The sequence below is a fragment of the Shinella sp. genome, assembly GCF_035998705.1.
In the GTDB taxonomy this organism is placed as follows: Bacteria; Pseudomonadota; Alphaproteobacteria; order Rhizobiales; family Rhizobiaceae; genus Shinella.
On the sequence record NZ_DASYHH010000033.1, the window covers coordinates 238,750 to 265,506 of the forward strand.

The 26,757-nt window shown below is 65.8% G+C and carries 26 protein-coding genes and 1 pseudogene; 9 read left to right on the forward strand and 18 right to left on the reverse strand.

Annotated features, from left to right (window positions below; genetic code table 11):
• Positions 1-24: 24 nt before the first annotated feature.
• Entirely contained in the window at positions 25-627 is a 603-nt protein-coding gene (locus tag VGN93_RS29390; protein ID WP_327510422.1) for a hypothetical protein, read from the reverse strand.
• Between the two features lie 105 nt (positions 628-732).
• On the opposite strand from VGN93_RS29390, the gene alr reads away from it, so the two are divergent.
• The 5 genes from alr (at position 733) to VGN93_RS29415 (ending at position 6,579) form a co-directional block, all read left to right on the forward strand.
• The gene (gene alr / locus VGN93_RS29395) at positions 733-1,902 is read left to right on the forward strand and encodes an alanine racemase (RefSeq protein WP_327510592.1); all 1,170 of its coding nucleotides are present in this window, start codon (positions 733-735) and stop codon (positions 1,900-1,902) included.
• Positions 1,903-1,970: 68 nt separating this feature from the next.
• Positions 1,971-3,374 (forward strand): DNA repair protein RadA, encoded by a 1,404-nt coding sequence (gene radA / locus VGN93_RS29400; RefSeq protein WP_327510423.1) that lies wholly within the window; start codon positions 1,971-1,973, stop codon positions 3,372-3,374.
• Positions 3,375-3,499: 125 nt separating this feature from the next.
• Positions 3,500-4,138 carry a CvpA family protein gene (locus VGN93_RS29405; protein ID WP_327510424.1) on the forward strand — a complete coding sequence of 213 codons (639 nt, stop codon included), beginning with the start codon at positions 3,500-3,502 and terminating at the stop codon, positions 4,136-4,138.
• 198 nt (positions 4,139-4,336) lie between these two features.
• Positions 4,337-5,827: an amidophosphoribosyltransferase gene (gene purF / locus VGN93_RS29410; RefSeq protein ID WP_327510425.1), complete on the forward strand. Its 1,491-nt coding sequence runs from the start codon at positions 4,337-4,339 to the stop codon at positions 5,825-5,827.
• Between the two features lie 11 nt (positions 5,828-5,838).
• Complete coding sequence (locus VGN93_RS29415; protein ID WP_327510426.1) at positions 5,839-6,579, forward strand: SDR family NAD(P)-dependent oxidoreductase; 741 nt, start codon at positions 5,839-5,841, stop codon at positions 6,577-6,579.
• A gap of 231 nt (positions 6,580-6,810) precedes the next feature.
• Here VGN93_RS29415 and VGN93_RS29420 read toward each other — a convergent pair whose 3' ends face one another.
• The 6 genes and pseudogenes from VGN93_RS29420 to VGN93_RS29445 form a co-directional block, all read right to left on the reverse strand.
• Complete coding sequence (locus tag VGN93_RS29420) at positions 6,811-7,848, reverse strand: HlyD family secretion protein (protein ID WP_327510427.1); 1,038 nt, start codon at positions 7,846-7,848, stop codon at positions 6,811-6,813.
• A 5-nt stretch (positions 7,849-7,853) separates the two neighbouring features.
• Entirely contained in the window at positions 7,854-9,428 is a 1,575-nt protein-coding gene (locus VGN93_RS29425) for an MFS transporter (RefSeq protein WP_327510593.1), read from the reverse strand.
• A 104-nt stretch (positions 9,429-9,532) separates the two neighbouring features.
• Positions 9,533-9,988 carry a MarR family transcriptional regulator gene (locus tag VGN93_RS29430; RefSeq protein ID WP_319311346.1) on the reverse strand — a complete coding sequence of 152 codons (456 nt, stop codon included), beginning with the start codon at positions 9,986-9,988 and terminating at the stop codon, positions 9,533-9,535.
• A gap of 134 nt (positions 9,989-10,122) precedes the next feature.
• Positions 10,123-10,971: a CDP-diacylglycerol--serine O-phosphatidyltransferase gene (gene pssA / locus VGN93_RS29435; RefSeq protein ID WP_327510428.1), complete on the reverse strand. Its 849-nt coding sequence runs from the start codon at positions 10,969-10,971 to the stop codon at positions 10,123-10,125.
• Positions 10,972-11,070: 99 nt separating this feature from the next.
• Positions 11,071-11,772, reverse strand: a pseudogene (locus VGN93_RS29440) (phosphatidylserine decarboxylase); the annotation flags it as partial.
• A gap of 105 nt (positions 11,773-11,877) precedes the next feature.
• Positions 11,878-12,390 (reverse strand): hypothetical protein, encoded by a 513-nt coding sequence (locus VGN93_RS29445; protein WP_327510429.1) that lies wholly within the window; start codon positions 12,388-12,390, stop codon positions 11,878-11,880.
• Positions 12,391-12,541: 151 nt separating this feature from the next.
• On the opposite strand from VGN93_RS29445, the gene VGN93_RS29450 reads away from it, so the two are divergent.
• Complete coding sequence (locus tag VGN93_RS29450) at positions 12,542-13,189, forward strand: VOC family protein (protein WP_327510430.1); 648 nt, start codon at positions 12,542-12,544, stop codon at positions 13,187-13,189.
• Between the two features lie 4 nt (positions 13,190-13,193).
• Here the strand turns inward: VGN93_RS29450 and VGN93_RS29455 are convergent, their stop codons facing one another.
• Positions 13,194-15,086, reverse strand: a complete 1,893-nt coding sequence (locus tag VGN93_RS29455) for an ABC transporter ATP-binding protein/permease (protein ID WP_327510431.1) — start codon at positions 15,084-15,086, stop codon at positions 13,194-13,196.
• A 123-nt stretch (positions 15,087-15,209) separates the two neighbouring features.
• Complete coding sequence (locus VGN93_RS29460) at positions 15,210-17,603, reverse strand: LysM peptidoglycan-binding domain-containing protein (protein ID WP_327510432.1); 2,394 nt, start codon at positions 17,601-17,603, stop codon at positions 15,210-15,212.
• Between the two features lie 163 nt (positions 17,604-17,766).
• Between VGN93_RS29460 and VGN93_RS29465 the strand changes: the two genes are divergently transcribed.
• Positions 17,767-18,387 (forward strand): TIGR00730 family Rossman fold protein, encoded by a 621-nt coding sequence (locus VGN93_RS29465; RefSeq protein WP_319311333.1) that lies wholly within the window; start codon positions 17,767-17,769, stop codon positions 18,385-18,387.
• A 119-nt stretch (positions 18,388-18,506) separates the two neighbouring features.
• Here the strand turns inward: VGN93_RS29465 and rarD are convergent, their stop codons facing one another.
• The 9 genes from rarD to cysS all read right to left on the reverse strand — a co-directional run bounded on the left by rarD (position 18,507) and on the right by cysS (position 25,978).
• Positions 18,507-19,451, reverse strand: a complete 945-nt coding sequence (rarD, locus tag VGN93_RS29470) for an EamA family transporter RarD (protein ID WP_327510433.1) — start codon at positions 19,449-19,451, stop codon at positions 18,507-18,509.
• A gap of 109 nt (positions 19,452-19,560) precedes the next feature.
• Complete coding sequence (gene cimA / locus VGN93_RS29475; RefSeq protein WP_327510434.1) at positions 19,561-21,177, reverse strand: citramalate synthase; 1,617 nt, start codon at positions 21,175-21,177, stop codon at positions 19,561-19,563.
• 222 nt (positions 21,178-21,399) lie between these two features.
• The gene (pip, locus tag VGN93_RS29480) at positions 21,400-22,356 is read right to left on the reverse strand and encodes a prolyl aminopeptidase (RefSeq protein ID WP_319311328.1); all 957 of its coding nucleotides are present in this window, start codon (positions 22,354-22,356) and stop codon (positions 21,400-21,402) included.
• Positions 22,353-22,826 (reverse strand): GFA family protein, encoded by a 474-nt coding sequence (locus VGN93_RS29485; protein WP_327510435.1) that lies wholly within the window; start codon positions 22,824-22,826, stop codon positions 22,353-22,355. The genes pip and VGN93_RS29485 overlap by 4 nt, the downstream gene beginning before the upstream one ends.
• Positions 22,827-22,829: 3 nt before the next feature.
• Entirely contained in the window at positions 22,830-23,321 is a 492-nt protein-coding gene (locus VGN93_RS29490) for a GFA family protein (protein ID WP_319311324.1), read from the reverse strand.
• A complete protein-coding gene (locus tag VGN93_RS29495) occupies positions 23,318-23,800 on the reverse strand; it encodes a GFA family protein (RefSeq protein ID WP_327510436.1) in 483 nt (160 codons plus the stop codon). Before VGN93_RS29495 ends, VGN93_RS29490 begins: the two co-directional genes overlap by 4 nt.
• Entirely contained in the window at positions 23,797-24,195 is a 399-nt protein-coding gene (locus tag VGN93_RS29500) for a type II toxin-antitoxin system VapC family toxin (protein ID WP_319312337.1), read from the reverse strand. Before VGN93_RS29500 ends, VGN93_RS29495 begins: the two co-directional genes overlap by 4 nt.
• 14 nt (positions 24,196-24,209) lie before the next feature.
• Positions 24,210-24,482 (reverse strand): AbrB/MazE/SpoVT family DNA-binding domain-containing protein, encoded by a 273-nt coding sequence (locus VGN93_RS29505; protein ID WP_319311321.1) that lies wholly within the window; start codon positions 24,480-24,482, stop codon positions 24,210-24,212.
• A gap of 62 nt (positions 24,483-24,544) precedes the next feature.
• The gene (cysS, locus tag VGN93_RS29510; RefSeq protein ID WP_327510437.1) at positions 24,545-25,978 is read right to left on the reverse strand and encodes a cysteine--tRNA ligase; all 1,434 of its coding nucleotides are present in this window, start codon (positions 25,976-25,978) and stop codon (positions 24,545-24,547) included.
• A 293-nt stretch (positions 25,979-26,271) separates the two neighbouring features.
• Between cysS and VGN93_RS29515 the strand changes: the two genes are divergently transcribed.
• Positions 26,272-26,397: a hypothetical protein gene (locus tag VGN93_RS29515; protein ID WP_319311317.1), complete on the forward strand. Its 126-nt coding sequence runs from the start codon at positions 26,272-26,274 to the stop codon at positions 26,395-26,397.
• A gap of 174 nt (positions 26,398-26,571) precedes the next feature.
• On the forward strand, positions 26,572-26,754 hold the full coding sequence (locus tag VGN93_RS29520; RefSeq protein ID WP_319311315.1) for a hypothetical protein: 183 nt from the start codon (positions 26,572-26,574) through the stop codon (positions 26,752-26,754).
• Positions 26,755-26,757: the final 3 nt, after the last annotated feature.

Sequence of the window (26,757 nt, forward strand, 5' to 3'; positions counted from 1 at the left end):
TAATCTACGTGCCGCTTCCGGGCGTCACTTCTTGCCGAAAGCCGGCGCCTTGCAGAAATCCGCGACGATGGCGAGCGCGCGTTTGGCGCGCGCTTTCTGCTCCTCGTCCATCATCGGCAGGTCGAGTCTGTCGGCGCACATCTCGTCCGGGGCGCCGCTCTCGCCGGAGAGCGACATGCGGCTGGTGCAGAACAGGCCCTTGCCCGTCAGGACGACCTGCTGCGCTTCCGGCGCATCGAAGGCGACGGCCTTGCCCTCCGCGATCATGTCGTCGACCGAGGCATAGGCCGTGACGGCGGTGACGCGGCTGAGGTCGACGAGGCCGAGCGTCAGGCTCGCCCATTGATCGGGAAATTGCAGGGCGGATATGGTGCGCGCGCGGCAGGGCGCACCGGAGACTTCGAGCCGCGTCACCAGCCGCGGCGCATTCGGGTTGTCGATGATCGAATAATAGATGTCCGCGCTCTCGTCACGCTCCGGCGCGGCGCCATCCTGCGCAAGGCCGAGCAGCACGGCATGCGCCTCGCGCATCTCGCGATCCGTCGGCGCATCCTGTGCGGCGACCGGCGCGAAACAGGCCACCGCGAGCGCCACGCCCAGAACGATCGTCGGTGTCCACGCCCGCATGTCCATCCCCGCTTTCCGGGCCGCACCATAGAGGCGGCCTTTCGCTCCGGCAATGCGGCGGATGGGCGTATTGCCGCCATGATCCACAGGCTGTATCTCAAAACCATGAGCACGCATCACACGCCCGCCCGTTCCACCCTTCCCGTCGCCGGCGAGGACCATGCCCGCCTGACGATCGACCTTTCGGCCCTTGCCGACAACTGGCGCGCCATGGCGCGGCGCTCGGGTGCTGCGCGCACTGCCGCGGTGATGAAGGCGGACGCTTACGGCATCGGGCTGGAGCCGGCGGCAAAGACTTTTCACCAGGCGGGCGCGCGCGACTTTTTCGTCGCCACCCCGGCGGAAGGCGCTGCCGTTCGCGCCGTGCTGCCGGATGTCCGCATCTATGTGCTCTCCGGCATGTGGGCCGGCTCCGAGCGGCTGTTCTTCGAATTCGACCTCGTGCCGGTCATCGTCTCGGAAGAGCAACTCGTCACCTTCATGGCGGCGATCTCCGACGGCGGCGACCTGCCCTGCGTGCTGCATGTCGATACCGGCATGAGCCGGCTCGGCCTTAGGGTCGAGGATGCGCTGGCGCTGGCGAACGACGTCGCACGGCCGGCGAGTTTTTCGCCGATCATGCTGCTCAGCCACCTCGCCTGCGCCGACGATCCGAGCCATCCGCTCAACCGGCAGCAGCTTCAGCGCTTCCGCTCCGTCATCGAGGCCTTCGACGGCATCGATGCGACGCTCGCCAATTCCGCGGGCATTTTTCTGGGCGAGGACTATCATTTCACCCTCACCCGCCCGGGCATCGCGCTTTACGGCGGCGCGGCCGTCAACGACATGCCGAACCCGATGAAGCCGGTCGTCACCGCCGAGGCGCGCATCCTGCAGGTGCGCGAAGCGAAGGCCGGCGAGAGCGTCAGCTACGGCGCATCGATGGTGTTCACCCGCGACACCCGCATCGCCGTCGCCGCCGTCGGTTACGCGGACGGCTACATGCGCAGCCTTTCCGGCTCCGGCGTGCCGTTGCGCCAGGCCAACATCGCCGGCGCCAGCGGCGTGCTGCACGGCCGCAGCGTGCCGCTGATCGGCCGCGTCACCATGGACCTCACGCATTTCGACGTCACCGACCTGCCGCCCGGCAGCGTGCGCGCCGGCGACTTCATCGAGCTCTTCGGCCGCCACATGCCCATCCAGGACGTGGCGCGCGCCGGCGGCACCATCGACTACGAACTCCTGACCAACCTCGGCCGCCGCTACGAGCGGCGCTACGAGGCGGTGAAAAAATAGGACATGTTCCCGTTTTGTGCTAGAGGCTTCCGGATCGATTCCCAAACCCTTCCGGAGAGCGCGATTTAATGGTGAAAGCCCGCACCCAATTCATCTGCCAGAACTGCGGCACCGCGCATTCCCGCTGGGTGGGCAAGTGCGAGGGCTGCGGCGAGTGGAACACCGTCGTCGAGGAAGACCCGATGGGCGGCATCGGCTCCGGCCCCGGCAAGGTGCCGAAGAAGGGCCGCCCGGTCGCGTTGACGGCGCTGTCGGGCGAAATCGAGGAAGCCCCGCGCATCCATACCGGCATCGGGGAACTCGACCGGGCGACCGGCGGCGGCTTCGTGCGCGGCTCGGCGGTGCTGATCGGCGGCGATCCGGGCATCGGCAAGTCGACGCTGCTCATGCAGGCCGCCGCCGCCCTCTCCCGCCGCGGCCACCGCGTCATCTACGTTTCGGGCGAAGAGGCCGTCGCGCAGGTGCGCCTGCGCGCGCAGCGCCTGCAGGCGGCCGAAACGGACGTGCTGCTCGCCGCCGAAACCAATGTCGAGGACATCCTCGCCACCGTCGGCGAGGGAAAACGTCCGGACCTAGTCATCATCGATTCGATCCAGACGCTGTGGAGCGACACGGCGGACGCCGCGCCCGGCACCGTCACGCAGGTGCGCACCGGCGTGCAGGCGATGATCCGCTTTGCCAAGCAGACGGGTGCCGCCATGGTGCTCGTCGGCCACGTCACCAAGGACGGCCAGATCGCCGGCCCCCGCGTCGTCGAGCACATGGTCGATGCCGTGCTCTATTTCGAGGGCGACCGCGGCCACCACTACCGCATCCTGCGCACCGTCAAGAACCGTTTTGGCCCGACGGACGAGATCGGCGTCTTCGAAATGTCCGACAAGGGCCTGCGCGAAGTCTCCAATCCATCGGAACTCTTCCTCGGCGAGCGCAATTCGAAATCGCCGGGCGCCGCCGTTTTTGCCGGCATGGAGGGCACGCGGCCGGTTCTCGTCGAAGTACAGGCGCTGGTCGCTCCCACCTCGCTCGGCACGCCGCGCCGCGCCATCGTCGGCTGGGATTCGGCCAGGCTCTCGATGATCCTCGCGGTGCTGGAGGCGCATTGCGGCGTGCGCCTCGGGCAACACGATGTCTACCTCAATGTGGCGGGCGGTTATCGCATTTCGGAGCCGGCGGCGGACCTTGCCGTCGCGTCTGCGCTGGTTTCGTCGCTCGCCGGACTTGCCCTTCCCGCCGATTGCGTCTATTTCGGCGAAGTCAGCCTGTCGGGCGCCATTCGCCCGGTGGCGCACACCGCCCAGCGCCTCAAGGAGGCGGAAAAACTGGGGTTTTCGCAGGCCGTGCTCCCCGCCGGTTCCGCCGACTTGCCGAAAGGCGCTGGCGGCCGCTGGAGCGAGATCGAAAGCCTGCCGGATCTGGTGGCGCGCATTGCCGGATCGAAGGCCGCCCTCAAGCGGGAGGACGAGGACGTTTGACGAGCCTGTGGGAAACAGGCCGCGCCGGCGTGCCGAACTGAGACGGCGAAGACGCCTTCCGCTAAGGTGCACCCGCTTGAACGAGGCGAGGCCCGGCGACATTTCGGGTTTGGAGTAGGACGAATATGCCCATCACAATTCTCGACGGTATCGTCATCGGCGTCGCGCTGTTCTCCGCCGTGCTGGCGATGGTGCGCGGTTTCTCGCGTGAGGTGCTCTCCGTCGCAAGCTGGGTGGGTGCCGCGGCAGCCGCCTACTTCCTCTACCCGGTCCTCTTGCCCTATGCGAAGGACTATACGACGAGCGACACGGTCGCGATGGTCGGCTCGGCCGCCGCCGTCTTCCTGGTCGCGCTCATCGTGATCTCCTTCATCACCATGCGCATTGCCGATTTCATCATCGACAGCCGCATCGGCGCGCTCGACCGGACGCTCGGCTTCCTGTTCGGGGCCGCCCGCGGCATCCTGCTCGTCGTCGTCGCCATGCTGTTCTTCAACTGGCTGGTCGCGCCGCAGCAGCAGCCGGGCTGGGTCACGACCGCGAAGTCCAAGCCGCTGCTCGACAATCTCGGCTCGCGCCTCGTGGCGCTGCTGCCGGAAGATGCCGACGCGACGATCCTCGACCGCCTGCGCGGCAAACCAGTAGAAGGCCAGCCGACCGAGGGTGAAGGCAGCGCGGAAGACCCGGATGGCGCCACCGGCGGCACGGGCCAGGGTACGACGCGCCAGACGCCCGCCGAAGAGGTTCCGGCCACGAACGGATAAGTGATCAGGGGCGCCGCCACTCGCGATATTTGACGAAGGCGGGCGCCCCGATTTTTTGGTAGGATGAGACGATCGCCACTGATGCTTCCGGGCCTCGGTGGCAAATGCTTTAGGCCATACCCATATGGGCGTGGCCAGGACGCAATGAAGACCCAGACCCGTGCACCCTCTTACGGTCCCGAGCAAAGGCTTGCAGCAATGAGCGAATTCAAGTTCCCCGGCCGCCACGACGACGATCTCGACGGCGACACGCTTCACGAAGAGTGCGGCGTCTTCGGCATTCTCGGCCATCCGGAAGCAGCCACCCTGACGGCGCTCGGGCTGCACGCCCTCCAGCATCGCGGCCAGGAGGCGGCCGGCATCGTCTCCTTCGACGGCAAGCAGTTCCACACCGAAAAGCATATGGGCCTCGTCGGCGATCACTACACCAACCCGGTGACGATCGCGAAGCTGCCCGGCACCATGGCGATCGGCCACACGCGCTACTCCACCACCGGGGAAGTGGCGCTGCGCAACGTGCAGCCGCTTTTCGCGGAACTGGAAGTCGGCGGCATCGCCGTCGCCCATAACGGCAACTTCACCAACGGCCTGACGCTGCGGCGCCAGCTCATCGCCGGCGGCGCCATCTGTCAGTCGACGTCCGATACCGAAGTCGTGCTCCACCTCATCGCCCGCTCGCGCTACACCTCCACGACGGACCGCTTCATCGACGCGATCCGCCAGATGGAAGGCGGCTATTCGATGCTCGGCATCACCCGCACCAAGCTGATCGCCGCGCGCGATCCCACCGGCATCCGCCCGCTCGTCATGGGCGAACTCGACGGCAAGCCGATCTTCTGCTCGGAAACCTGCGCGCTCGACATCATCGGCGCGAAATACATCCGCGACGTGGAGAACGGCGAGATCATCGTCTGCGAAATCCAGCCGGACGGATCGATCACCATCGAGGCGAAGAAATCGGGCAATCAACCGGAGCGGCTCTGCCTGTTCGAATATGTCTATTTCGCCCGCCCCGATTCGGTCGTCGGCGGCCGCAGCGTCTATGTCGCGCGCAAGAACATGGGCATCAATCTCGCCAAGGAACATCCGGTCGAGGGCGACGTCGTCGTGCCGGTGCCGGACGGCGGCACGCCGGCAGCGCTCGGCTACGCGCAGGAAAGCGGCATTCCGTTCGAATACGGCATCATCCGCAACCATTATGTCGGGCGCACCTTCATCGAGCCGACGCAGCAGATCCGCGCCTTCGGCGTCAAGCTGAAGCATTCCGCCAACCGCGCGATGATCGACGGCAAGCGCGTCATCCTCGTCGACGATTCGATCGTGCGCGGCACGACGTCGCTGAAGATCGTGCAGATGATCCGCGATGCCGGAGCCAAGGAAGTGCATGTGCGCGTCGCAAGCCCCATGATCTTCTACCCGGACTTCTACGGCATCGACACGCCGGATCGCGACAAGCTGCTCGCCAACCAGTACAACGACGTCAAGGCGATGGCAGAGTATATCGGCGCGGATTCGCTGGAGTTCATCTCCATCGACGGGCTCTACCGCGCCGTCGGCGGCGAGGACCGCAACCCGGCCCGGCCGCAGTTCACCGACCATTACTTCACCGGCGACTATCCGACGCGCCTCCTTGACAAGGAAGGCGAGACGATGGGACGGAAGATTTCGGTAATGGCAAGCAACGGATAATTGACAGCAGCATGAGCATCGACCTCACAGACCGCATCGCGCTGGTCACCGGCGCGTCGCGCGGTATCGGCTATTTCACCGCCCTCGAACTCGCGAAAGCCGGCGCCCATGTCATCGCATGCGCGCGCACCGTCGGCGGGCTGGAAGAGCTGGACGATGCGATCAAGGCCGTCGGCGGCAGCGCGACCCTGGTGCCCTTCGACCTCACGGACATGCCGGCGATCGACAAGCTCGGCGGCTCGATCTTCGAACGCTGGGGCAAGCTCGACATCCTTGTCGCGAATGCCGGCATTCTCGGCGTCATCGCGCCGATCGGCCATGTCGAGGCAAAGGTTTTCGAGAGGGTGATGGCGATCAACGTCACGTCGACCTGGCGCCTCATCCGCTCGGTCGAGCCGTTGCTGCTGAAGTCCGATGCCGGCCGCGCCGTCGTGCTGTCATCGAGCGCCGCCCACAAGTGCAAGCCCTTCTGGGGGCCCTACTCCGCCTCCAAGGCCGCCGTCGAAGCGCTGGCCCGCACCTGGGCCGGCGAGACGCAGCGCACCGCGCTGCGTATCACCTCCTTCGACCCCGGCGGCACCCGCACCGCCATGCGCGCCCAGGCGATCCCCGGCGAGGATCCCTCGACGGTGCAGCACCCGTCGGAAGTCGCGAAGGCAATCCTGCCTCTGGTGGCGCGCGATTTTTCCGAGACGGGCAAGCTGTTCGACATGCGCCAGGGGCGGTTGCTGGATTATCGTCTGCCGGAGTGATTCCGCTCCGTCGATCCAATCGACACGGCCCTACCCCCCTCTGCCCTGCCGGGCATCTCCCCCTCAAGGGGGGAGATCGGCAAGGGGCTGGCCCTTCACTCGAAACGCCGGCCTTTGAAATTGGCGAAACGGTGCTCCATCCAATCTCCCCCCTTGAGGGGGAGATGCCCGGCAGGCCAGAGGGGGGTGCCCGGCGACCGGAGCATGTCGAGCCTGCCAGCGTGACAGACCCTATTCCCCCACCACCGTCTTCACCACCACCGACAACCCCGGCGCGAGATGCTTCGCCAGATCCTGCCCCTCGTCGATCGCGATGCGCACCGGCACGCGCTGGGCGACCTTGGTGAAGTTGCCGGTGGCGTTGTCCGGCTTGATGACGCTGAATTCCGAGCCGGCGGCGGGGGAGAAGCGTTCGACGTGGCCTGTCAGCGTGGCATGCTTCAGCGCATCGACGCTGACCTCGACCTTCTGGCCGGGCTGGATATAGGCGAGCTGGGTTTCCTTGAAATTGGCGATGACCCAGGTGTCATGCGGCACGACGGCCATGAGCTGCGTGCCGGCGGAGACATACTGGCCGAGCTTGACGCCCACCTCGCCGACCACCCCGTCGCGCGGCGCGGTGATGACGGTGTTGGACAGGTCGATCTTGGCGAGCTCCACCGAGGCCTTGGCGCCCGCCACGGCGGCGCTCAGCGAATCACGGCTGACGATGATCGTCTGGAGGTCCTGCCTGGAGACTTCGAGATTCGCCTCGGCCTGCGACACGGAGGCGTTCGCCTGGTCGAGCGTGGTGCGGCTCTGCTCGCGGTCGCTCTGGGTGGCGATGCCCTTGCCCGACAGTTCCTCGATGCGGTTCCAGTTTTCCTCCGCCCGGCGCTTGGCGAAGCGGGCGCTGTCGAGGGCAGCGTCGCTGGCGCCGATGCGCGCCTTGGCGGCGTTCTCCTGCTGCACGGAATTGGCAAGCGCGGCCTTCTGGCTGGCGAGCGTGGCCTTGGCCTGCTCGACCTTCTGGCGGTAGATGCGGTCGTCGAGGCGGGCGAGCACGGCGCCGGCCTTGACGGTCTCGTAGTCCTTCACCGGCACATCCGTGACGTAGCCACTCAATTGCGGGCTGATCAGCGTCACGTAGCCGCGCACATAGGCATTGTCCGTCGTCTGGACCTCGCTCGAAAAGGGCGGCAGGTGCCAGGCGTAGAGCACGGCGACGAGGCCGGCGACGCCGAGGAGCACGGCGAGTGCCGTGGCGGTGTGGCGGATGTAGCTCTTCATGTCAGTCAACCTTCAACGGCCACGTCGCCGCCGGAGCGTGCGCTGGCCTCTCTGATACGAACGGTAAGCAGGTGGATGGCAAGCGCTGCCGCAGCGCCGACGGCGAGCAGCGCGATGACGAGGAACGCATCGTTATGGGCGAGCACATTGGCCTCGCGCGTCACCTGCTGGCTGAGCAGCGCCACACCCTCCGCCTTCAGCACGGCGCTATCGACGATCGTGTGGCCATAGGCGGCGGACAGCTGCGAAACGCGGGTGGCGACCAGCGGATCGGCCAGCGTCATCGCCTCGGCGAGGATGTTCGAGTGGAATTTTTCGCGCAGCGTAATGAAGGAGCCGAAGATCGCCGAACCGGCAAGCCCGCCGAGGCTCTGCGTCACCAGGAAGACCACGATGAAGCTCAGGATATATTGCGGCCCCTTGCGCAGCGCCAGCGTGAAGCCCGAAGCGATGGCGGGCGGCAGGAACAGGCTGCCGCCGGCAGCGATCATCGCCTGGCTCCAGTACATCTGCCCGGGCCGGGTGAGGTTCGTCGCATGGCTGTCCAGGAAGGCGCCGACCCCGATCAGGAGAAGCGCCACCATGTGCAGGCCCGGCTCCCGGCCGGGTTTCAGGACGGCCGCGCAGACGAGACCGCCGGCAATGGTGGCGAGCGTCACCGCGGTGTAGAGGCCTGTAAGCTGGTCGTTCAGGAGCCCGGTGATCTGGAAGAAATTGCCGGCGACGGCGGTCTGTTCGGCGAGCATCAGGCGGAAGAGGATCAGGACGGCGGCGAAATGCAGCATCTCGCGGCTGAACAGCCAGCGCAGGTCGATGAGCGGCGTCTTGCGGTTGAGCTCGATCACCGCGGCGATGGTGAGGGCGACGACCATCACCACCAGCAGCTCGCCGATCCACTGTGCTTCCAGCCACCAATAGGTGCGGCCGGTGACGAGCACGACGGCGCCGGCGCCAAACCCGATGGCGATGAACAGGTAGCTGACGATATCGAGCTTCTCGATGACCTTGACCCGCGGCGGCGCAGTCAGCGGCAAGAGGTAGATGGCGGCGAAGGACAGCATCGCAAGCGCCACCTCGAACTGCAGCAACGCCCGTATCCCGCCGAGATCGATGAGCGCCGGCGAGATCAGGCGGGTCAGCGGTGCGGCAAGCCCGATATTGGTGAGCGCCAGCGAGATGCCGACCGTCAGCTTGCGCGCCGGCGAAAAGGCCTCCAGCATGTAAAGGAAACCGAGCGAGGACAGCGGTGCGGCCGCGATGCCGGCAAAGAAGCGCAGCACGATGGCGGATTGCAGGTCCGTGATGAAGATGTGCAGCACGGAGACGACGAGGAAGACGGCGATGCCGAGCTCGGCGAAGGAGCGCAGGCCATACTGGTTGCGGATCTTGATGAGTGCCAGCGACAGCGACGCGTTGGGCGCCATATAGGCGGCCATCAGCCAGACCGCCTCCGTGCTCGTGGCACCGAGCGGGCCCTGGAGCTGCGGAATATTGGCCGCGACCAGGTTGAGGCCGAAGCCTTGCGTCAGTGCCAGGAGGGTCGATGCGGCCATGTAGGCGGCGGCGCGCGGCGGCGCCATGGGGGCCGGCGGCGGAACTGCCGGAGCCGCCTCGGCGGGCAGGTCCTCGATTGCTTCCGCTGGCTCGTCCTCCGTCCCGCGCGTCTCGATGGCGGGAACGGTGCTCATGCCTCGACGCTCTCCCGACAGCTCTGTGCGATATTGTCGGACATGGTGGCAAAAACCTTGACGGTCGTCGACATGTCATTTGCAGAAATGCTCTTCAGCACGTCGGCGCGCAGCGAACGGGCGAGGTCCAGCACCTCTTCGGCGACCTTGGCGCCGCGCGGCGTCATGGCGATCTGCTTGGCGCGGCGGTCGCCCTCGACCGACTGGCGCTCGATGAAACCCTGTTTCTCCATGCCGTCGAGCAGGCGCACCAGCGTCGGCGTCTCGATGTCGAGTTCGTCGGCGAGTTCGCGCTGGTTGAGGTTGACGCCGCGGCCGAGGATGAGCAGCGCGCGGGCGCGCGGCAGCGTCAGCCCCCTCTCCTTCACCCGGGCATCGAACAGCGCGCGCATCTTGCGCTGCACGCGGGACAGGTCGTCGAGGAGGCGTTCGCGAGGATCGGTAGCGTTCATCTTGCTAGTCCAACTACTATTAGCTTGCTATCTATTTGTTTGCTAGTTAGTCGACCTGCAATAAAAAATCAAGCCCTGTCCACAAGCTGTGGACAGGGCTTTTGTTCGGTTCACGCGGATGTGATGACGGCGGCTTAGTGCGTGTCGGTCTCTTCGGGGAATTCGCTGGCGCCATGGGTCGGCGCGGACCAGCCGCCGTATTTGCGCTTCCAGGAGCGCGCGCCGAAGGGCAAGGTCGCCAGATAGCCGACGACGGTCACCACCATGGTTTCCCAGGTGAAGCTCATCAGGGTCGCGACATAGAGCACGACGAGCAGGATCGCCGGCAGCACGAGATCGCGGCGGATGCGGCTGCCCTCCGACTTGCCCGACCAGACCGGCAGGCGGCTCACCAGCAGGAAACCGATCAGCACGGTGTAACCGGAGGCGAGGAAGCCGAAGAGCGGGCTCGGCGCGATGCCGAGGAAACCGAGATAGACCGGCAGCAACACCAGCATGGCGCCCGCCGGTGCCGGCACGCCGACGAAATATTCGCTCTGCCACTTCGCCTTGGTCTCGCGTTCGGCCATGACGTTGAAGCGCGCAAGGCGCAGGCCCGCGGCGATCGCGTAGATCAGCGCCGCGATCCAGCCGAAGGAGCGCGCCTGGTCGAGAATGAAGACATAGAGCACCAGCGCCGGCGCCACGCCGAAATTGACGATATCGGCCAGCGAATCCATCTGGCCGCCGAATTTCGAAGTGGCCTTCAGGAGGCGCGCGACGCGCCCGTCGATGCCGTCGAGAAAGGCGGCGAGCAGCACCATGCCGACGGCGAGCTCGTAGCGGTTCTCGAAGGCGAGCCGGATGCCCGTCAGGCCGGCGCAGATGGCGAGAACCGTGATGACGTTCGGGATGATGATGCGCAGCGGGATTTCGCGCAGGCGCGGGCCGCGGGCCTCGTCATTCGGGCCATTCGGCTCATAGGGCGGAAAGGGTGTGTCCATCGTTTGTCGCTTCGCTGTTTTTGGGCGGTAGGCAGTAGGCAGAAAAAACGCGCTTCCGGATCCCTATTGGCTATTGGCTACTGCCTATCGCCTCACTCCTCACCCCCGCCTGCTGATCACCGGCCCCTTTGCCGAACCGAATTCCGCCAGCACCGTCTCGCCGGCAATCGCCATCTGGCCGACGCTGACGCGCGGCTCGGCCCCTGCCGGCAGGAACACGTCGAGGCGCGAGCCGAAGCGGATGAGGCCGAAGCGCTCGCCCGCCTCCAGGCTGTCGTTCATCACGGTCCAGCACAGGATGCGGCGTGCGACGAGGCCGGCGATCTGCACGACGCCGATCTGGCCATGCGCCGTCTCGATGACGAGGCCGTTGCGCTCGTTCTCCTGGCTCGCCTTGTCGAGGTCGGCATTCAGGAATTTGCCGGCGCGATAGGCGACGCGCGAGACGCGGCCGCGCATCGGGGCGCGGTTCACATGGCAGTTGAAGACGTTCATGAAGACGGAGATGCGCATCATCGGCTGGTCGCCGAGTTCCAGCTCGGAGGGCGGCGTCACCATGGCGACCGCCGAGACGCGGCCGTCCGCCGGGCTGATGACGAGGTCGTCATCCTGCGGCGTCATGCGCTCGGGATCGCGGAAGAAATAGGCGCACCAGGCGGTCAGGATGAAGCCGATCCACATCAGCGGCTCCCAGGCGGCGCCCAGCAGCAGCGAGGCGACGAAGAAGCCGGCCACGAACTTCCAGCCCTCCCGGTGGATCGGGACCAGGGTGCTGCGTATCGTATCGACCAAACTCATCTTCCGACATCTCCTGCTGTTTTCACGCCATGGACCTAGCGTGAAACGAGGTCGGGAGCAATGCGGCGTGGCGAATAGCCCCCAGCCGCGCCCTGCGCCTGCCTCACGTCAATCCCGGCGGGGTTTCAAAGGTTCCGTGGCGGCGAATGCCGTTTCGATGCGCTTCAGCAGCCGCTCGGCGGCGGCGCGTGTGCGAAATTCGCGCGTTTCGAAACGCCGGCCGTCCTTGGCGCTCAGGATGACGGACCAGGTCGAATCCCCCTCCATCGCCTCCACCTCGACCACCTCCAGGTGCATATCGTCGTTCTCGCCGAAGGTGTCGCGCCGAAGTCTCAGGAACGGCCGCTTGCGCTCGATGACGATGCGGCCCGGCCCGACGATCCAGAGCCCGGCCGCGCCATTCAACCCGGCCCAGGCCACCGGTCCGCCCACCGACCAGGCACCGAGAATGAGGAACAGGAAGAAGGGGCTGGTGATATTGGGCGGCCAGACGCCGGGATGCAGCTCCCAGGTCGCGACCGTGACGACGAAGAGGCCGGCGACGACAAGAAACAGGCGCAGCGCGAAGGGCACCGGAACCGGGTGCCGGAACAGGCCGTCTTCGCCGATCGTATCCATCATCGACCTCCTGGGTCCATCACGCGCCTCACCTTCTAACGTGGTGTTGACAAGCTTTGATCAACAGGGGCAAAATTTTCGCGTTGCTGTAGGGCGCATCGGCAAGGGCCGAAGGGGCAATGCCCACCTGCGAACCGAAACCGTAGCTGCGCCCATGCCCAACCTCGAAAACCTCAAGAAGCAGGCCAAGCAATATCTGCGCTGGCATCGCGAAGGGCACCATCCGGTGGCCTCGGTCATCCGCGCCGCCCTGCCCCGTTTCCGGCCCCTCACCGATCGTGAGGTGCTGGAGGCGTCGTTTTCGCTTGCCGATGCACAGGAGCTTGTCGCCCGCCAGAACGGGTTTGCGGGATGGCCGGCGCTCAGGACAGGAGCCCTCGCCATGAGCGACACGACCGAAAAGAAGCCCGGACACCCCTTCCTCAGCGGCGCGGAGCCGGTGCTCTACGTCACCGATTTTGCCGCCTCGCTTGCCTTCTTCACGAAAAAACTCGGCTTTGCCGTCGATTTCACCTATGGCGACCCGCCATTCTACGGCGTGGTCCAGCGCGACCGGGCGCGGCTCTGCCTGCGGCTGGTCGGCGAACCCGTATTCGTCGGCGACATCCGCCGGCGGGAGGAGCTGCTGTCGGCCTCGATCACGCTCGACAGTGCCGCGGCGATCAAGCAGCTCTTCCTCGATTACCAGGCGGCGGGCGTCGCCTTCCACCTGCCGCTGAAGACGCAGCCCTGGGGCGCGCGCAATTTCATCCTGCTCGATCTCGACGGCAACCTGATCCTGTTCGCCGGGCCAGGAGATTGATGGGTCAGCTCGCCGGGGGATGGCGCACGACGATGCCGAGATCGTCGCTCTCGCGCACCTGCTTCAGGCGTTCCTCGGCCTGCACCGCCTCGCGCTGGCGGTTCCACATGGAGGCGTAGAGGCCGTCGTCGCGCTGCATCAGCTCGCCATGGGTGCCGCGCTCGGCGATCACGCCGTCCTTCAGCACGATGATCTCGTCGGCTGAGATGACCGTGGAAAGGCGGTGCGCGATGACGAGCGTGGTGCGGTTCTTCGAGACGATGTCGAGTGCGGCCTGGATTTCCTGCTCCGTGCGCGTATCGAGCGCCGAGGTCGCCTCGTCGAGGATGAGGATCGGCGGGCTTTTCAGGATGGTGCGGGCAATCGCCACGCGCTGCTTCTCGCCGCCCGACAGTTTCAGGCCGCGCTCGCCGACCATCGCCCTGAAACCTTCCGGCAGGTGGCGGATGAAGGGGCCGATCTGGGCGGCCTCGGCAGCGGCGGAAACCTCCGCGTCGCTGGCGCCCGGCCGGCCGTAGCGGATGTTGTAGGCGATCGTGTCGTTGAACAGCACCGTATCCTGCGGCACCATGCCGATCACCGAGCGCAGGCTCTTCTGCGTGACGTCGCGCACATCCTGGCGGTCGACGGTGATCGTGCCCTGCTGCACGTCGTAGAAGCGGTAGAGCAGCCGGGAGAGCGTCGACTTGCCGGCCCCGGACGGACCGACGACCGCCACGGTCTTGCCCGCCGGCACGTCGAAGGAAATGCCCTTGAGGATCGGGCGGGCCGGATCATAGGCGAAGAACACGTCCTTGAAGGAGATCGCGCCCTCGGTGACGACGAGGTCGGCGGCATCAGGCTTGTCCTGCACCTCCTGCTCGACTTCCAGAAGGTCGAACATCTGCTCGATATCCGTCAGGCCCTGGCGGATTTCGCGGTAGACGAAGCCGATGAAATTGAGCGGGATGGCGAGCTGGATCAGCATGGCATTGATGAAGACGAAGTCGCCGACCGTCTGTTCGCCGCGCTCAACGGCGAGCGCCGACATCGCCATCATGATCGCCATGCCGACGCCGAAGATCAGCGCCTGGCCGAAGTTCAGCCAGCCGAGCGAGGTCCAGACCTGGGTGGCCGCCTTCTCGTAGCGCTCCATCGACTGGTCGAAGCGGCGCGCCTCCATCTCCTCGTTGCCGAAATATTTGACGGTCTCGAAGTTCAAAAGCGAATCGATCGCCTTGGTGTTGGCCTCGGTGTCGCTGTCGTTCATCGAGCGACGGATGGAGATGCGCCAGTCGCTCGCCCGCACGGTGAACCAGATGTAGAGACAGACGGTGATGGCGGTGACGAGCAGGTAATCGAAGCCGTAGCCCCACCAGAAGATGGCGGCAGTCAGAAGGAACTCGATGAAGGTCGGGACGGTGTTGAGGATCGTGAAGCGCACGATCGTCTCGATGCCCTTGGTGCCGCGCTCGATGACGCGCGACAGGCCGCCGGTGCGCCGCTCCAGATGGAAGCGCAGCGACAGGCGGTGCAGGTGCACGAAGGTGCGGTAGGCAAGCTGGCGCACGGCATATTGCCCGACGCTGGCAAACAGCGCGTCGCGCAGCTGGTTGAGGCCGGCTTGCAGGATGCGCGCGCCATTATAGGCCAGCACCAGCATGACGGCGCCGAGCAGGAAGGTCGGCAACAGGTCGACCGCATCCGCCTTGCCGTTCAGCGCATCGGTCGCCCATTTGAAGAAATAGGGCACCAGCAGCAGCACGATCTTGGACAAGAGCAGGAAGACCGTCGCCCAGACGACGCGCATCTTCAGGTCCGGCCGGTCGGACGGCCACATATAGGGCCAGAGGTTCACCAGCGTGTGGAAGGGATTGCTGCTGTCGGCCGAAACCGTCTTCTTCGTCGTCGTTGCCACGCTGGCCTCCACCGGACCGCCGCGATGATCCGGGAATCGCTCGAATGAAAATGCGGCGCCCGGTGGGGCGCCGCATCGTGCAGATAGGCTTCAGCCGGCCGCTTCGCAACAGCCGGCGGAAAATCAATTGCCGCGCACGCGCTTGCGGTGCAGTTCCTCCGCCTCGGCGTCGCTTTCGGCCATCTTGTCCGGCACGCCAAAGACCTGGCCGGGGATGATGCGGTCCGGATTGGTGATCTGGTCCTCGTTGGCGAGGTAGATCGTGGTGTAGCGCACGCCCTTGCCGTAGATGCGGCGGGAAATCTGCCACAGCGTATCGCCGCGGCGGATGATGACCGAGGTCTTGCTTGCCTGCAGCGGCGCCTGCTCCACCGTTTCCGGCTCCTCGGCCACCGCCTGCTCGCTGCCCGCTGCCGTGCCGCCAGCGGTCGTGGCGCTCTCGGTCGAAGCCGCGGTGCCGCCGGCCGTCGTGGTGTCCTCCGCCGGTGTGGTGGTTTCGGCAACCGGTGCGCCGCCGACGCCTTCGGTGCCGGAGGCCACGGCATTGGCCGCTGCCGTCAGCGACGGCATGCCTTCGAGCGCTGCGAGCGCCTGCTGGTAGGCTTCCTTGCCGGCGCCGGCCGGAACGGCGGCGAGGCGATCGAGCGCCGTCGAGGCCCAGCCCTTCAGCCGTTCGATGGCCGCGCTGACGTCCGCGGCCGTGCCGGCGGGCGCCGCGAAGCCGGTGATGCTCTTGAGCGCGCCTTCCAGCGCCGAGCGGGCGGTCTGGATTTCCGCCGTGGATGCGTTGCGGCCGTCGGAGAACAGCGACACGAACTGCTGCTGGAGTGCTGTCGCCTGGTCCGCGAGCGCCTCGATCGAGCGGTCCGCCGCGGCAGAGGCCGCACCGACCGTTGCCTCGGCCTTGTCGATTGCCGGTGCCAAGGCTCCCGCGACGGCGGTCTCGATGGAGCCGAGCGCTTCGCCGACCGCGGCCGCATCCGTCGGAAGTGCATGGAGGCTGGCAAGGGCGGAGGCAGCCGCGGCAGAGGCCTTGGCGGCCATGTCGCGGGCGGCCTCGCCCTCCTCGGCGCCGGGCCTGAACTCGGCCAGCGACCGCAGCGCGATCTCCGTCGCCGAGCGTGCCGCCGCCAGTTCCTCGGCCGTCGGCACGCGGCCGTTGGCATAGAGGCCCTTCAGCAGCGCGATCGCCTTGTCGGCTTCGCTGCGCAGCTTGTCGAAGGTGCCGCCGCCGATGAGACCGAGCGCCGGGCCGGTATCGCCCGTGGCGCTGTCCTGCGCCACCACGGCGACCTGCTCGCCTTCCGGCCGGTCGAACGGAACGGAGGCGCGGAACTCCACCTTGGCGCCGTCGGGGCTCATCACGTCGGCGCGCACCGTGTGGCGGCCGACCGACAGGTCGATCGTGCCGTCCGCGACATAACGGCCGGCCTCGTCCGCCTTCGCCTCGCCGACGAGCTTGTCGTCGGCATAGATGCGCACCAGCGCGCCGGGCTTTGCCGTGCCGGCGATGAACATGCGCTCGCCTTCCAGCTCGACCGCCGAAACGCGGGCCTGCGCCTTGGACGTGGCTTCCGTCGCGGTCACGCCCGCGGCGTCTTCAGCCGTGGCAGCGCTGTCCATGGCGGCATCGTTCGCGGTGGCGCTGGCCGTCGCGGTCTCAACCGATGCGGCGGTGCCCTCGTCGGTCGCCTTCGCCGTTTCGGTCGCGGGCTTTTCGACTGCCGTCGCTCCGGCATCCGTCGCCGTGGCGGTTTCGCCGGCCGGCTGGTCGAGCGCCTTTTCCGCTGCCGCCGCGGCATCGGCCGTCGCTTTTTCGGCTGCTTCCGGCACCGTGATCAGGCGGCTTGCCTCGCCGGGCTTGGAGACCATGGCGAGCAGCTCGCCGGCAGTATCCTTCGGCACGGAGACGGTCGCGACCTCTTCCGAGGTCTTCGTCGCGCCTTTGTCGTCCTTGGTGTTGAGGGTGAGCTGGTAGTCGCCGGCCGCAAGCGGCTGGTCGAAGACGGCAGCGAAATCGCCGGAAGGGCCGATATCGGCCGTCGCGACCACCGTCTCGCCGTTCCTGATTTCCAGCTTGGTATTGGGCTGGCCGCGGCCGGCGATCACCGTGGAGCCGTCCGGCTCGACACGCAAGAGATCGAAGGCGGGCGTGACCCAGGCGGCGGTCGTATCGGCCGGCGTCGTATCGGCCTTGGCGACCTCCTGGGTCGCGGTCTCGGTGGATGCGGCCTCGCCGGTCGTCGCGTCCGCTGCCGGCTTCTCGGCTTCCGCGGTGGCGTCGCTTTCGGTAGCGGGTTCGGTCGTCGTCGCTGCACCGGTCTCGGTCTTCGGACGGGCCTGTTTTCCGTCCGCCGTCGTGGTCTCGCCGCCCCCCTCGGTCGCCTTGCTGGTGAGGTTGGCGACGGGCGTTTCCGCCGGCTTTTCCTTGTTCATGTTGGGCAGCACGAGGAAAACCATGAGCAGCGTTGCCACCGCCAGCACGATCAAGGCCACCAGACCGGTCTTGTTGTTCATCATCAACTCTCTTTCTATCCCGGTTTCGCGGGCGTCCCCTCCTGAAATTGCTACCGATTCCCAAGGTTTTGCACAAGGTTCCCGAGACGTTCCAGGCCCTTGGTGCCATGCTTTTTCCGTCATTATCCTTGACGAGCCCCCTGCCGGGTGGCTGAATCCTGTCATGAGTGAACAAACCCTGCCGATTCGATCCGTCTGCGTCTACTGCGGCTCCCAGCCGGGCCGTGATTCCGCCTACATCGCCGCGGGCCGGCGGCTGGGCCAGGCGATGGCCGAAAACCATCTCCGCCTCGTCTATGGCGGCGGCACGAAAGGCATCATGGGAGCGGTCGCCAGCGGCGTGCTCTCGCATGGCGGCCGCGTCACCGGCATCATACCGCAATTCCTCGTCGATATGGAGGCCACCCGCCATTCGCTCGGGCAATTGAGCGAATTGATCATCACGCCCGACATGCACGAGCGCAAACACAAGATGTTCGACCGCGCCGACGCCTTCGTGGCGCTGCCCGGCGGCATCGGCACGCTAGAGGAAATCGTCGAGGTGATGACCTGGGCACAGCTCGGCCGCCACCGCAAGCCGATGGTCTTCGCCAATATCGGCGGCTTCTGGGATCCGATGCTGAAGCTCATCCGCCACATGGCGGACGAGGGTTTCATCCACACCGCCCATCTCGTGCAGCCGTTGGTCATCGACGAGCCCGAGGAGATCGTCGCCGCCCTCGTCGAGCATTGGGCCGGCCAGGTGGACCGGGACGGCGAAGCGGACATCATCGCGCGGCTTTGAGACGGTTCAGCCGAAAACCCCTCCTCCGTCATGGTCGGGCCTGACCCGACCATCCACAGCCGGCATGCCGCATGGATCCTCGGGTCGAGCCCGAGGATGACGCCGCGGGTGGGCGAGGTTCATTCCGCCGGCTTGAGTTCCGCGGCGGCGATGCGGCGCGCGCGCGCCGTGCGCAGCATGGAGCCGGAATAGATGACCAGCGCCACCCAGATCAGGATGAAGGCGATCAGCTTGGCCGTGCCGAAGGGCTCGCCGAAGACGAAGACGGCGATGATGAAGATCATCGTCGGCGCAATGTACTGCATGATGCCGATGGTCGAAAGGCGCAGGAGTTTGGCGCCATTGGCATAGATCATCAGCGGAATGGCGGTGATGATGCCGCAGGCGAGCAGCCACAGCACGTCCGCCATGCCGGTATCGCCGAAATGCCCCGCGCCCGACGCTTCGAGCCAGACGATGTAACCGAGCGCCGGCACGCTGAGCAGCAGCACTTCCAGGAAGAAGCCCTGGTTCGGGCCGATCGGCAGCGTCTTGCGGAAGAAGGCATAGAAGCCCCAGGACAGGCACAGGCCGATCGACACCCAGGGCAGGCCGCCGGCATCGAAGGCCAGCACGCCGACGGCGACGGCGGCAAGCGCGATCGCCACCATCTGCGCCCGGTCCGGCATTTCCTTCAGGAGCACCGCGCCGAGGAAGATCGAGAAGAGCGGGTTGATATAGTAGCCGAGCGCCGTCTCGATCGCGCGCCCGGCGCCGATCGCCCAGACGTAGATGCCCCAGTTGATGGTGATGAGCACCGCCGTCAGCGTCGCCATGCCGAGCATGCGCGGCGAACGCAGCGCCGCCTTGATATCGCCCGTGCGGCCGAGCCAGACCAGCACGAGGCCGGCCAGCGGCACCGACCAGACGATGCGGTGCGCGACCACCTCGGGGGCCGGGATATGCGCCACCGCCTTCATGAAGAAGGGCAGGAAACCCCAGAGCAGGTAGGCCGTCAGGGCGAAGGCAAAACCGCGCGGCGAATCGCCGGTCTGGGGGCCGCTGGTGGAATTCGCGTCGGCCATGGTGTCATTTCCCGTCGATTTATGGATTTTCCGACGTCGTACTCCAACCAACGCAAATGCACCAATTCATTCCCGTGAAGGGATGATGAGCGGTGCTGAACCTATCTCTTTATTCCGCAGCCACCCGGCCGGCCTCGCCGCGGTTCTTCAGGAGCTTGTAGACGATCGAATCCATCAGGGCCTGGAAGGAGGCGTCGATGATGTTGTCGGAGACGCCGACCGTCCACCAGCGCGCGCCGCTGCCGTCGGTCGATTCGATCAGCACGCGGGTGATCGCCTCGGTGCCGCCGTTGAGGATGCGCACCTTATAGTCCGCCAGCTCCAGGTCGGCGATCTCGGCCTGGTATTTGCCGAGGTCCTTGCGCAGTGCGAGGTCCAGCGCATTGACCGGGCCGTGGCCTTCGGCGACCGACATCATCGTCTCGCCGTCGACGATGACGCGCACCACCGCTTCCGACACCGTCTTGAGCTGGCCGTTGGCATCATAGCGGCGCTCGACCATCACGCGAAAACTCTCGACGTGGAAGAAATCCGGCACCGTGCCGAGCGTGCGGTAGGCGAGCAGCGCGAAGCTCGCATCGGCACCTTCGTAAGCGTAGCCTGTCGCTTCGCGTTCCTTGACGATCTGGATCAGGCGGTCGAGCTTCGGATCGTCCTTGCCGACCGTGATGCCGCGCAGTTTCAGCGCGTTGATGAAATTCGCCTTGCCGCCCTGGTCCGACACCATGACCTTGCGCAGGTTGCCCACGCTTTCCGGCGTGACGTGTTCGTAGGTGCGCGGGTCCTTGAGCAGCGCCGAGGCGTGGATGCCGGCCTTGGTGGCGAAGGCGGAGGCGCCGACATAGGGGGCCTGATGATCCGGCGAGCGGTTCAGCAACTCGTCGAAGGTGTGGGCCAGCTTGGTGAGGCCAGTGAGCTTTTCCGCGCCGATGCCGATCTCGAAGCGGCCACTATAAGCTTCCTTCAGCGCCAGCGTCGGGATCAGCGTCACCAGGTTGGCATTGCCGCAGCGCTCGCCGATGCCGTTCAGCGTGCCCTGGATCTGGCGCACGCCCGCCTCGACGGCCGCGAGAGAATTGGCGACGGCCTGGCCGGTATCGTTGTGGGCGTGGATGCCGAGGTTTTCGCCCGGCACGCCGGCGGCGATGACGGCAGCGACGATCGCCTGGATTTCCGACGGCTGCGTGCCGCCATTGGTGTCGCAGAGCACGACCCAGCGCGCGCCGGCGGCGAAGGCCGTGGTGGCGCAGGCCAGCGCATAATCCGGGTTGGCCTTGTAGCCGTCGAAGAAATGCTCGCAATCGACCAGGGATTCGCGGCCGGAGGCGACGACCGCCTTAACCGATTCCGAGATGCTTTCGAGGTTCTCCTCGTTCGAACAGCCGAGCGCCACGCGCACATGATAGTCCCAGCTCTTGGCGACAAGACAGATCGCATCGCTCTTGGAGCCGAGCAATGCGGCAAGGCCCGGATCGTTGGAGGCGGAAACGCCGGCGCGCTTCGTCATGCCGAAGGCGACGAATTTGGCGCGGCCGGTGCGCTTCTTGGCGAAGAAGGCCGTATCCGTCGGGTTGGCGCCGGGATAGCCGCCCTCGACATAGTCCAGGCCGAATTCATCCAGCATGCCGGCAATCGCGATCTTGTCCTCGACGGAAAAGTCGATGCCGGGCGTCTGCTGGCCATCGCGCAGCGTGGTGTCGAAGAGGTGGATACGGTCTTTTTTCATCGGTTCCCTCCTGAGGGACAATCTCTGTACACGGAGGGTTTGATACCCCCCTCTGGCCTGCCGGCCATCTCCCCCTCAAGGGGGGAGATCGAACTGCCGCTATGTCCTGCGCCTCTTAAACGATGCGTCTTGAGCACCGTTGGTCCCCCTTGCCGATCTCCCCCCTTGAGGGGGAGATGGCCGGCAGGCCAGAGGGGGGAAAGCGTCAGGGCGCGACACTCATCATTTCCCCGCGAACTTGTCCGTCGCGTAGATCAGGCGATCGAGAATGCCCGGCTCGGAATAGGCATGCCCTGCCCCTTCCACGATATAAAACTCCGCTTCCGGCCAGGCCTTGTGCAGCCCCCAGGCATATTTCGCCGGGCACGGCATGTCGTAGCGGCCGTGCACGATGAGGCCCGGAATGCCCTTCAGCTTATGGGCGTCGCGCAAGAGCTGCCCCTCTTCCAGCCAGCCGGCATTGACGAAGAAGTGGTTCTCGATGCGGGCGAAGGCGTGGGCGTATTCCTCGTCGGCGAAGGGATCGCTGGTCGCGGGCTCCGGCAGGAGCGTGATGGTCTCGCCTTCCCAGAGGCTCCACGCCTTGGCGGCGGCGATGCGGGTCGCCTTGTCGTCGCTGGTGAGGCGGCGATGGTAGGCGTGCATCATCTCGTGACGCTCTTCCGGCGGGATGGGCGCGATGAAGCGCTCCCACTTGTCGGGGAACATTTCCGAGACGCCGAACTGGTAGTACCAGTCGAGCTCGCCCTTGGTCAGCGTGTAGATGCCGCGCACGACGAGTTCGGAGACGCGTTCCGGGTATTTTTCCGCATAGGCGAGCGCCAGCGTCGAGCCCCAGGAGCCGCCGAAGACCAGCCACTTTTCCGCGCCCGCCATCGCGCGCAGCCGCTCGATATCGGCGACGAGGTGCCAGGTCGTGTTGGCCTCCAGTTCCGCATGCGGCGTGGACTTGCCGCAGCCGCGCTGGTCGAACAGCGTCACGTCGTAGAGCGCCGGGTCGAAGAGGCGGCGATGATTCGGGCCGATCGTGCCGCCGGGGCCGCCATGCAGGAAGACGGCGGGCTTGGCGCCGGGCGTGCCGACGCGCTCCCAGTAGATGCTGTGCCCGTCGCCGACATCGAGATGACCGGAGGCGTAGGGTTCGATTTCGGGGTAGAGGGTGCGCAAGGTCTCGCTCATAATTTCAATCCGTGGGCAGGCCAGTTTTCGGTGTCGTGGTCGGGGTGCTGGAAGGAGATGATGTGCTCCTGCTGGCTGTAATAGTCCGGGTCTTCATGCACCGGCTGGTCGAAGATCGTCGTGACCCAGGGGTTGCGCGATGCGTAATTCACCTGGATCTGCGGCGCGAGGTCGCTGCGGTCGTCGAAGGCGCCGATGGCGATTTCCAGCCCGCCGGGATGCTTGTAGGTCAGCGGCGTGCCGCACTGCTTGCAGAAGCCGCGGGCGATGTTGATGGAGGACTGGAAGTAGGCGGGCTCGTCGCGCGTCCATTCCGTCTCGCCCTTGACGGTGACGAGCGGGCCGAAAAAGCCGCCGAACTGCTTCTGGCACATGCGGCAATGGCAGATCGACGGGCGGCCGAGCGCGCCCCTGATGCGGAAGCGGACGGCGCCGCACTGGCAGCCTCCGGTACGAACGGTCTCTGTCATGTCTCAGTCCTCCGGCGGCCAATGATCGGTGTCGTAATCGGGATGCTGGCGGTTCGAGTCGCGAATTTTCGCGTGACGCGCCTCGCCGCCCTCCCCCTCGTTGCTCTCGCTTTCGGCGAGCTTGGGCAATTGCGAAAACCAGACGAGCCGCGATTCGACACCGGACTGGGCGGTCGGGCGCACGTCGTCCGGGTCGTCGAGCGAGCCGAGCGTGACATTGATATGCGCGGACGTGAGGCCGTCATAGAACAGCGGGGTGCCGCAATCCCGGCAGAAGCCGCGGCGCACGATCTCGGAGGACTGGAACCAGCCGGGCTCGCCGCGGGTGACGGAAAAGCGTTCGCGCGGCGCGTTGGCGAGCGGCAGGAAATAGTTGCCCGCCGCCTTCTGGCACATGCGGCAATGGCACAGATGCGGATCACTGAGCGTGCCCTCGACGCGGTAACGCACCGCGCCGCACTGGCAGCCGCCGGTATAGATGCGCGATATGCTCATCGGCCCCGCTCCGGCGGCCAGTCGTCGGTGTCGTGGTCCGGGTGCTGGTAGGAAACGAGATCGGCCAGGAACGACGCCGAATCCTGATCCGCCATCGTGTCCTCGCCGGGCAGGTCGTGGATACTATCGACATAGGGCAGCTTCGCCTCGATGCCCCACTGGATGCGCGGCGCGATCTCGGCCGGATCGTCGAAGGCGGCGATGGTGAGCGCCACCCCGTCCGGCGCCTCATAGGTCAACGGCGTGCCGCAATCGCCGCAGAAACCGCGATAGCCATGGTTCGACGACTGGAACCGCTTGGGCTCGCCCCGCGTCCATGTGAGCTTCGCCTCGCGCACGGAAACGAGCGGCAGGTAGAAATTCCCGCTCGCCTTCTGGCACATGCGGCAATGACAGACCGACGCGTCACCCAAAGCGCCCTCGACATGGAAGCGCACAGCACCGCACTGGCAGCCGCCGGTGTAGAAGGGGGTGCTCATGGGGCGGGCTCCAGCCAGTTTTCGACCTTAAGGCCGTCTACGCGGGAGAACTCGCGGATGTTGGCGGTGACGAGCGTGAGGTCGAGTGAGAGAGCATGGGCGGCGATCAGCATGTCGTAAGGGCCGATCGGCGTTCCCCTGCGTTCAAGCTCGTAGCGAATCTCCGCAAAACGCTCGCTCGCATCCGATTCCAGTGGCACTGCCGGAACGGCCAATAGAAATGTCTCCACGCGATTGCGAAGAGCTTCCGAGCCCTTCTTTTTGACGCCAAAGCGCAATTCGCAGACGGTGACGGCGCTGATACACAGGCCGCCTTTGCCCGCAACCCTGCTTCGCACCACGGCTGCGCCTTCCGGATTGCGCACCATGTCCGACACGATATTGGTATCAAGCATGTAGCGGTGTTCGCTCACAAGTCGACATCCCGCGGCGGCAGCAACCCTTCATCGATATCCGGGAAGTCTTCCTCCAGCGGTTCGAGCGTGGCAAGCCATTCGAACAGGTCGAGTTTCCTGAGCTTCGGCTCGATGATCAGACGGTCGCCCTCCTTGCGCATCACTGCCTCATTACCGGGAAGTTCGAACTCCACGGGAATGCGCACCGCCTGATTGCGGCCATTGCGGAAAAGCTTGACGTCGCGCTCAAGCGACGGTTCGGGCAATTCCTTCGGTCTCGCATTCATAGCGGCCTCCATCGATTACGACATATGCCTAAGCATATGCCTTTGCCAGATCTCGCACAACCTCACCGCTTCACCTCCCAAGTCGTCACCCGCTCGCCCGTTTCCGGGTTCTTGCCGTCCTTGAGCTGGATGCCCTTGGCGGCGAGGTCGTCGCGGATTTTGTCGGCCTCAGTAAAATTCTTTGCCTTCAGCATTTCGAGGCGGAGCTGGATGATCGTGTCGATGCTCTCCTCCAGCGCTTTCGAGACCTCGGCCTTCCTCGGCACGACGCCGAGGAGTTGGGCGCTGGCGGCGAAGACGGGGAGCATCAGCGGATCGCTGTTGGCGCATTGGGCGAGCGCGTGCAGCGCCTGGACGGCGGCGACCGTGTTCAGGTCGTCGCGCAGGGGGGCGAGCACGCTTTCGTCGACGCGGCCTTCCGCGGCGTTGCCGTCGGCCGGCCACTTGGCGAGCAGGCGCTCGGCCTCTTCCAGGCGCTTGACGCTGAAGTCGATCGGCTCGCGGTAATGCGTCATCAGCATGGCAAGGCGCAGCACCTCGCCCGGCCATTTGCGGCCGCCGAACTTCTCCTCGTGCAGCAGTTCGTAGATCGTGACGAAGTTGCCCTCGGACTTCGACATCTTGCGGCCTTCGACCTGCACGAAGCCGTTGTGCATCCAGACATTGGCCATGACCTTGGTGCCATGGGCGCAGCGCGACTGGGCGATCTCGTTCTCATGGTGCGGGAAGATGAGGTCGAGGCCGCCGCCGTGGATGTCGAAGGTCTCGCCGAGATAGGCGGCCGACATGGCGGAGCACTCGATATGCCAGCCCGGACGGCCGCGGCCCCAGGGGCTCTCCCAGCCGGGCTCTTCCGGCGAGGAGAGCTTCCAGAGCACGAAATCGCCGGGGTTCTTCTTGTGCAGGTCGACGGCGACGCGGGCGCCGGCCTGCTGTTCGTCGAGGTTGCGCTTCGAGAGGTCGCCGTAGTCGGCCATGGAGCGCGTGTCGAACAGGACTTCGCCGTTCGCTTCATAGGCATGGCCGCGTTCGATGAGACGCTCTATCAACGTGATCATGTCCGACTTGCCGTCAGCGCGCGGCTGCACGAATTCGGTGGCGCGCGGCTCGTGCGTCGGCTCAAGGCAGCCGAGGATCGCGACGTCGGCGTGGAACTGGTCCGCCGTCTTCTCCGTCACGCGGCGGATCGCCTCGTTCAGCGACAGGGTCCCGTCCCCGATCTCGGTGCCGAAATCGCGCAGCGCCCGGGCGTTGATCTTGTCGTCCAGGTCCGTGATGTTGCGGGCATAGGTGACGTGGCTTTCGCCATAGACATGGCGCAGCAGGCGGAACAGCACGTCGAAGACGATGACCGGCCGGGCATTGCCGATATGGGCGAAGTCATAGACCGTCGGGCCGCAGACATACATGCGCACAGTGTCGGGATCGATGGGCTGAAAGGGCTCCTTCGACCGCGTGAGCGTGTTGTACAGCGTCAGGACCGGCGTATCGGCCATAAGAATCTCCCAAAAGGCGTAAACCCGGCTGGCCGGGTCGTTGTCATCCGGGGATTTTGGGGGACGAAAACGGCCGGGCCAGCGCGTGCGCTAGCGAATAATGCTCCGGCGAATGCAGAGTACCGTTTTCATGGCTGCTTTATCGCGCCGTCGTGGCGTCCGGTCAAGCGGGCCGAAAGCGAAAATCGCGCGGTGCAGCCCTGTTCCCGCGGTGACACGATTCTCCTCTTCCCCATGCGAGAAAGGAGACACCAGACCGGCCAAGCCCGCCGGCAAAACGAAGGGACAGGACAATGACCAACCGAAAGACCGCCACGCGCGCCCAGGCAGACCTCGTCACCCGCTACAATCCGATCGGCATTCGCGCCGTCGCCGCGGCGGCCTTGCAGGTCAAGGTCCGGCAGATCCCCGGGAAATGAATGTAAGCGGCGGTCATAATTGTTGATCGCGAGAAGCTGGAATTTGGGGCTTTCGCCGCAGATCGATCAAAGTTTGAGCAGAATTTGGCCGGATGGGCCGCGTAAATGCATAGCTCACTGGGGAGCAACCGGGGACATCATACGGGGCTGCCTGTTCACTTCAGGAGAAAGACAATGTCGACCGTAAGGAAACCGCCGCTGCAGAAGACCGCGGCAAACGAAAGTCTGCAGGAGCGCTATAAACCGCTCGGCCTGCGCGCCGTTGTGGCGGCCACGCAGTGCAAGCCGGATACGAAGTCCGAAGACAAGCGCAAGACGCGCGACATCCCGGCCGTGCTTCAGCCGCTCTACGATTGAGCC

What these genes read in the sequence shown, in the direction of transcription:
- VGN93_RS29390 (WP_327510422.1), bottom strand. Translation starts at nt 627, where the DNA reads ATGCGGGCGTGGACACCGACGATCGTTCTGGGCGTGGCGCTCGCGGTG.
- alr (WP_327510592.1), top strand. Translation starts at nt 733, where the DNA reads ATGAGCACGCATCACACGCCCGCCCGTTCCACCCTTCCCGTCGCCGGC.
- radA (WP_327510423.1), top strand. Translation starts at nt 1,971, where the DNA reads ATGGTGAAAGCCCGCACCCAATTCATCTGCCAGAACTGCGGCACCGCG.
- VGN93_RS29405 (WP_327510424.1), top strand. Translation starts at nt 3,500, where the DNA reads ATGCCCATCACAATTCTCGACGGTATCGTCATCGGCGTCGCGCTGTTC.
- purF (WP_327510425.1), top strand. Translation starts at nt 4,337, where the DNA reads ATGAGCGAATTCAAGTTCCCCGGCCGCCACGACGACGATCTCGACGGC.
- VGN93_RS29415 (WP_327510426.1), top strand. Translation starts at nt 5,839, where the DNA reads ATGAGCATCGACCTCACAGACCGCATCGCGCTGGTCACCGGCGCGTCG.
- VGN93_RS29420 (WP_327510427.1), bottom strand. Translation starts at nt 7,848, where the DNA reads ATGAAGAGCTACATCCGCCACACCGCCACGGCACTCGCCGTGCTCCTC.
- VGN93_RS29425 (WP_327510593.1), bottom strand. Translation starts at nt 9,428, where the DNA reads ATGGCGCCGCCGCGCGCCGCCGCCTACATGGCCGCATCGACCCTCCTG.
- VGN93_RS29430 (WP_319311346.1), bottom strand. Translation starts at nt 9,988, where the DNA reads ATGAACGCTACCGATCCTCGCGAACGCCTCCTCGACGACCTGTCCCGC.
- pssA (WP_327510428.1), bottom strand. Translation starts at nt 10,971, where the DNA reads ATGGACACACCCTTTCCGCCCTATGAGCCGAATGGCCCGAATGACGAG.
- VGN93_RS29445 (WP_327510429.1), bottom strand. Translation starts at nt 12,390, where the DNA reads ATGATGGATACGATCGGCGAAGACGGCCTGTTCCGGCACCCGGTTCCG.
- VGN93_RS29450 (WP_327510430.1), top strand. Translation starts at nt 12,542, where the DNA reads ATGCCCAACCTCGAAAACCTCAAGAAGCAGGCCAAGCAATATCTGCGC.
- VGN93_RS29460 (WP_327510432.1), bottom strand. Translation starts at nt 17,603, where the DNA reads ATGAACAACAAGACCGGTCTGGTGGCCTTGATCGTGCTGGCGGTGGCA.
- VGN93_RS29465 (WP_319311333.1), top strand. Translation starts at nt 17,767, where the DNA reads ATGAGTGAACAAACCCTGCCGATTCGATCCGTCTGCGTCTACTGCGGC.
- rarD (WP_327510433.1), bottom strand. Translation starts at nt 19,451, where the DNA reads ATGGCCGACGCGAATTCCACCAGCGGCCCCCAGACCGGCGATTCGCCG.
- cimA (WP_327510434.1), bottom strand. Translation starts at nt 21,177, where the DNA reads ATGAAAAAAGACCGTATCCACCTCTTCGACACCACGCTGCGCGATGGC.
- pip (WP_319311328.1), bottom strand. Translation starts at nt 22,356, where the DNA reads ATGAGCGAGACCTTGCGCACCCTCTACCCCGAAATCGAACCCTACGCC.
- VGN93_RS29485 (WP_327510435.1), bottom strand. Translation starts at nt 22,826, where the DNA reads ATGACAGAGACCGTTCGTACCGGAGGCTGCCAGTGCGGCGCCGTCCGC.
- VGN93_RS29490 (WP_319311324.1), bottom strand. Translation starts at nt 23,321, where the DNA reads ATGAGCATATCGCGCATCTATACCGGCGGCTGCCAGTGCGGCGCGGTG.
- VGN93_RS29495 (WP_327510436.1), bottom strand. Translation starts at nt 23,800, where the DNA reads ATGAGCACCCCCTTCTACACCGGCGGCTGCCAGTGCGGTGCTGTGCGC.
- VGN93_RS29500 (WP_319312337.1), bottom strand. Translation starts at nt 24,195, where the DNA reads ATGCTTGATACCAATATCGTGTCGGACATGGTGCGCAATCCGGAAGGC.
- VGN93_RS29505 (WP_319311321.1), bottom strand. Translation starts at nt 24,482, where the DNA reads ATGAATGCGAGACCGAAGGAATTGCCCGAACCGTCGCTTGAGCGCGAC.
- cysS (WP_327510437.1), bottom strand. Translation starts at nt 25,978, where the DNA reads ATGGCCGATACGCCGGTCCTGACGCTGTACAACACGCTCACGCGGTCG.
- VGN93_RS29515 (WP_319311317.1), top strand. Translation starts at nt 26,272, where the DNA reads ATGACCAACCGAAAGACCGCCACGCGCGCCCAGGCAGACCTCGTCACC.
- VGN93_RS29520 (WP_319311315.1), top strand. Translation starts at nt 26,572, where the DNA reads ATGTCGACCGTAAGGAAACCGCCGCTGCAGAAGACCGCGGCAAACGAA.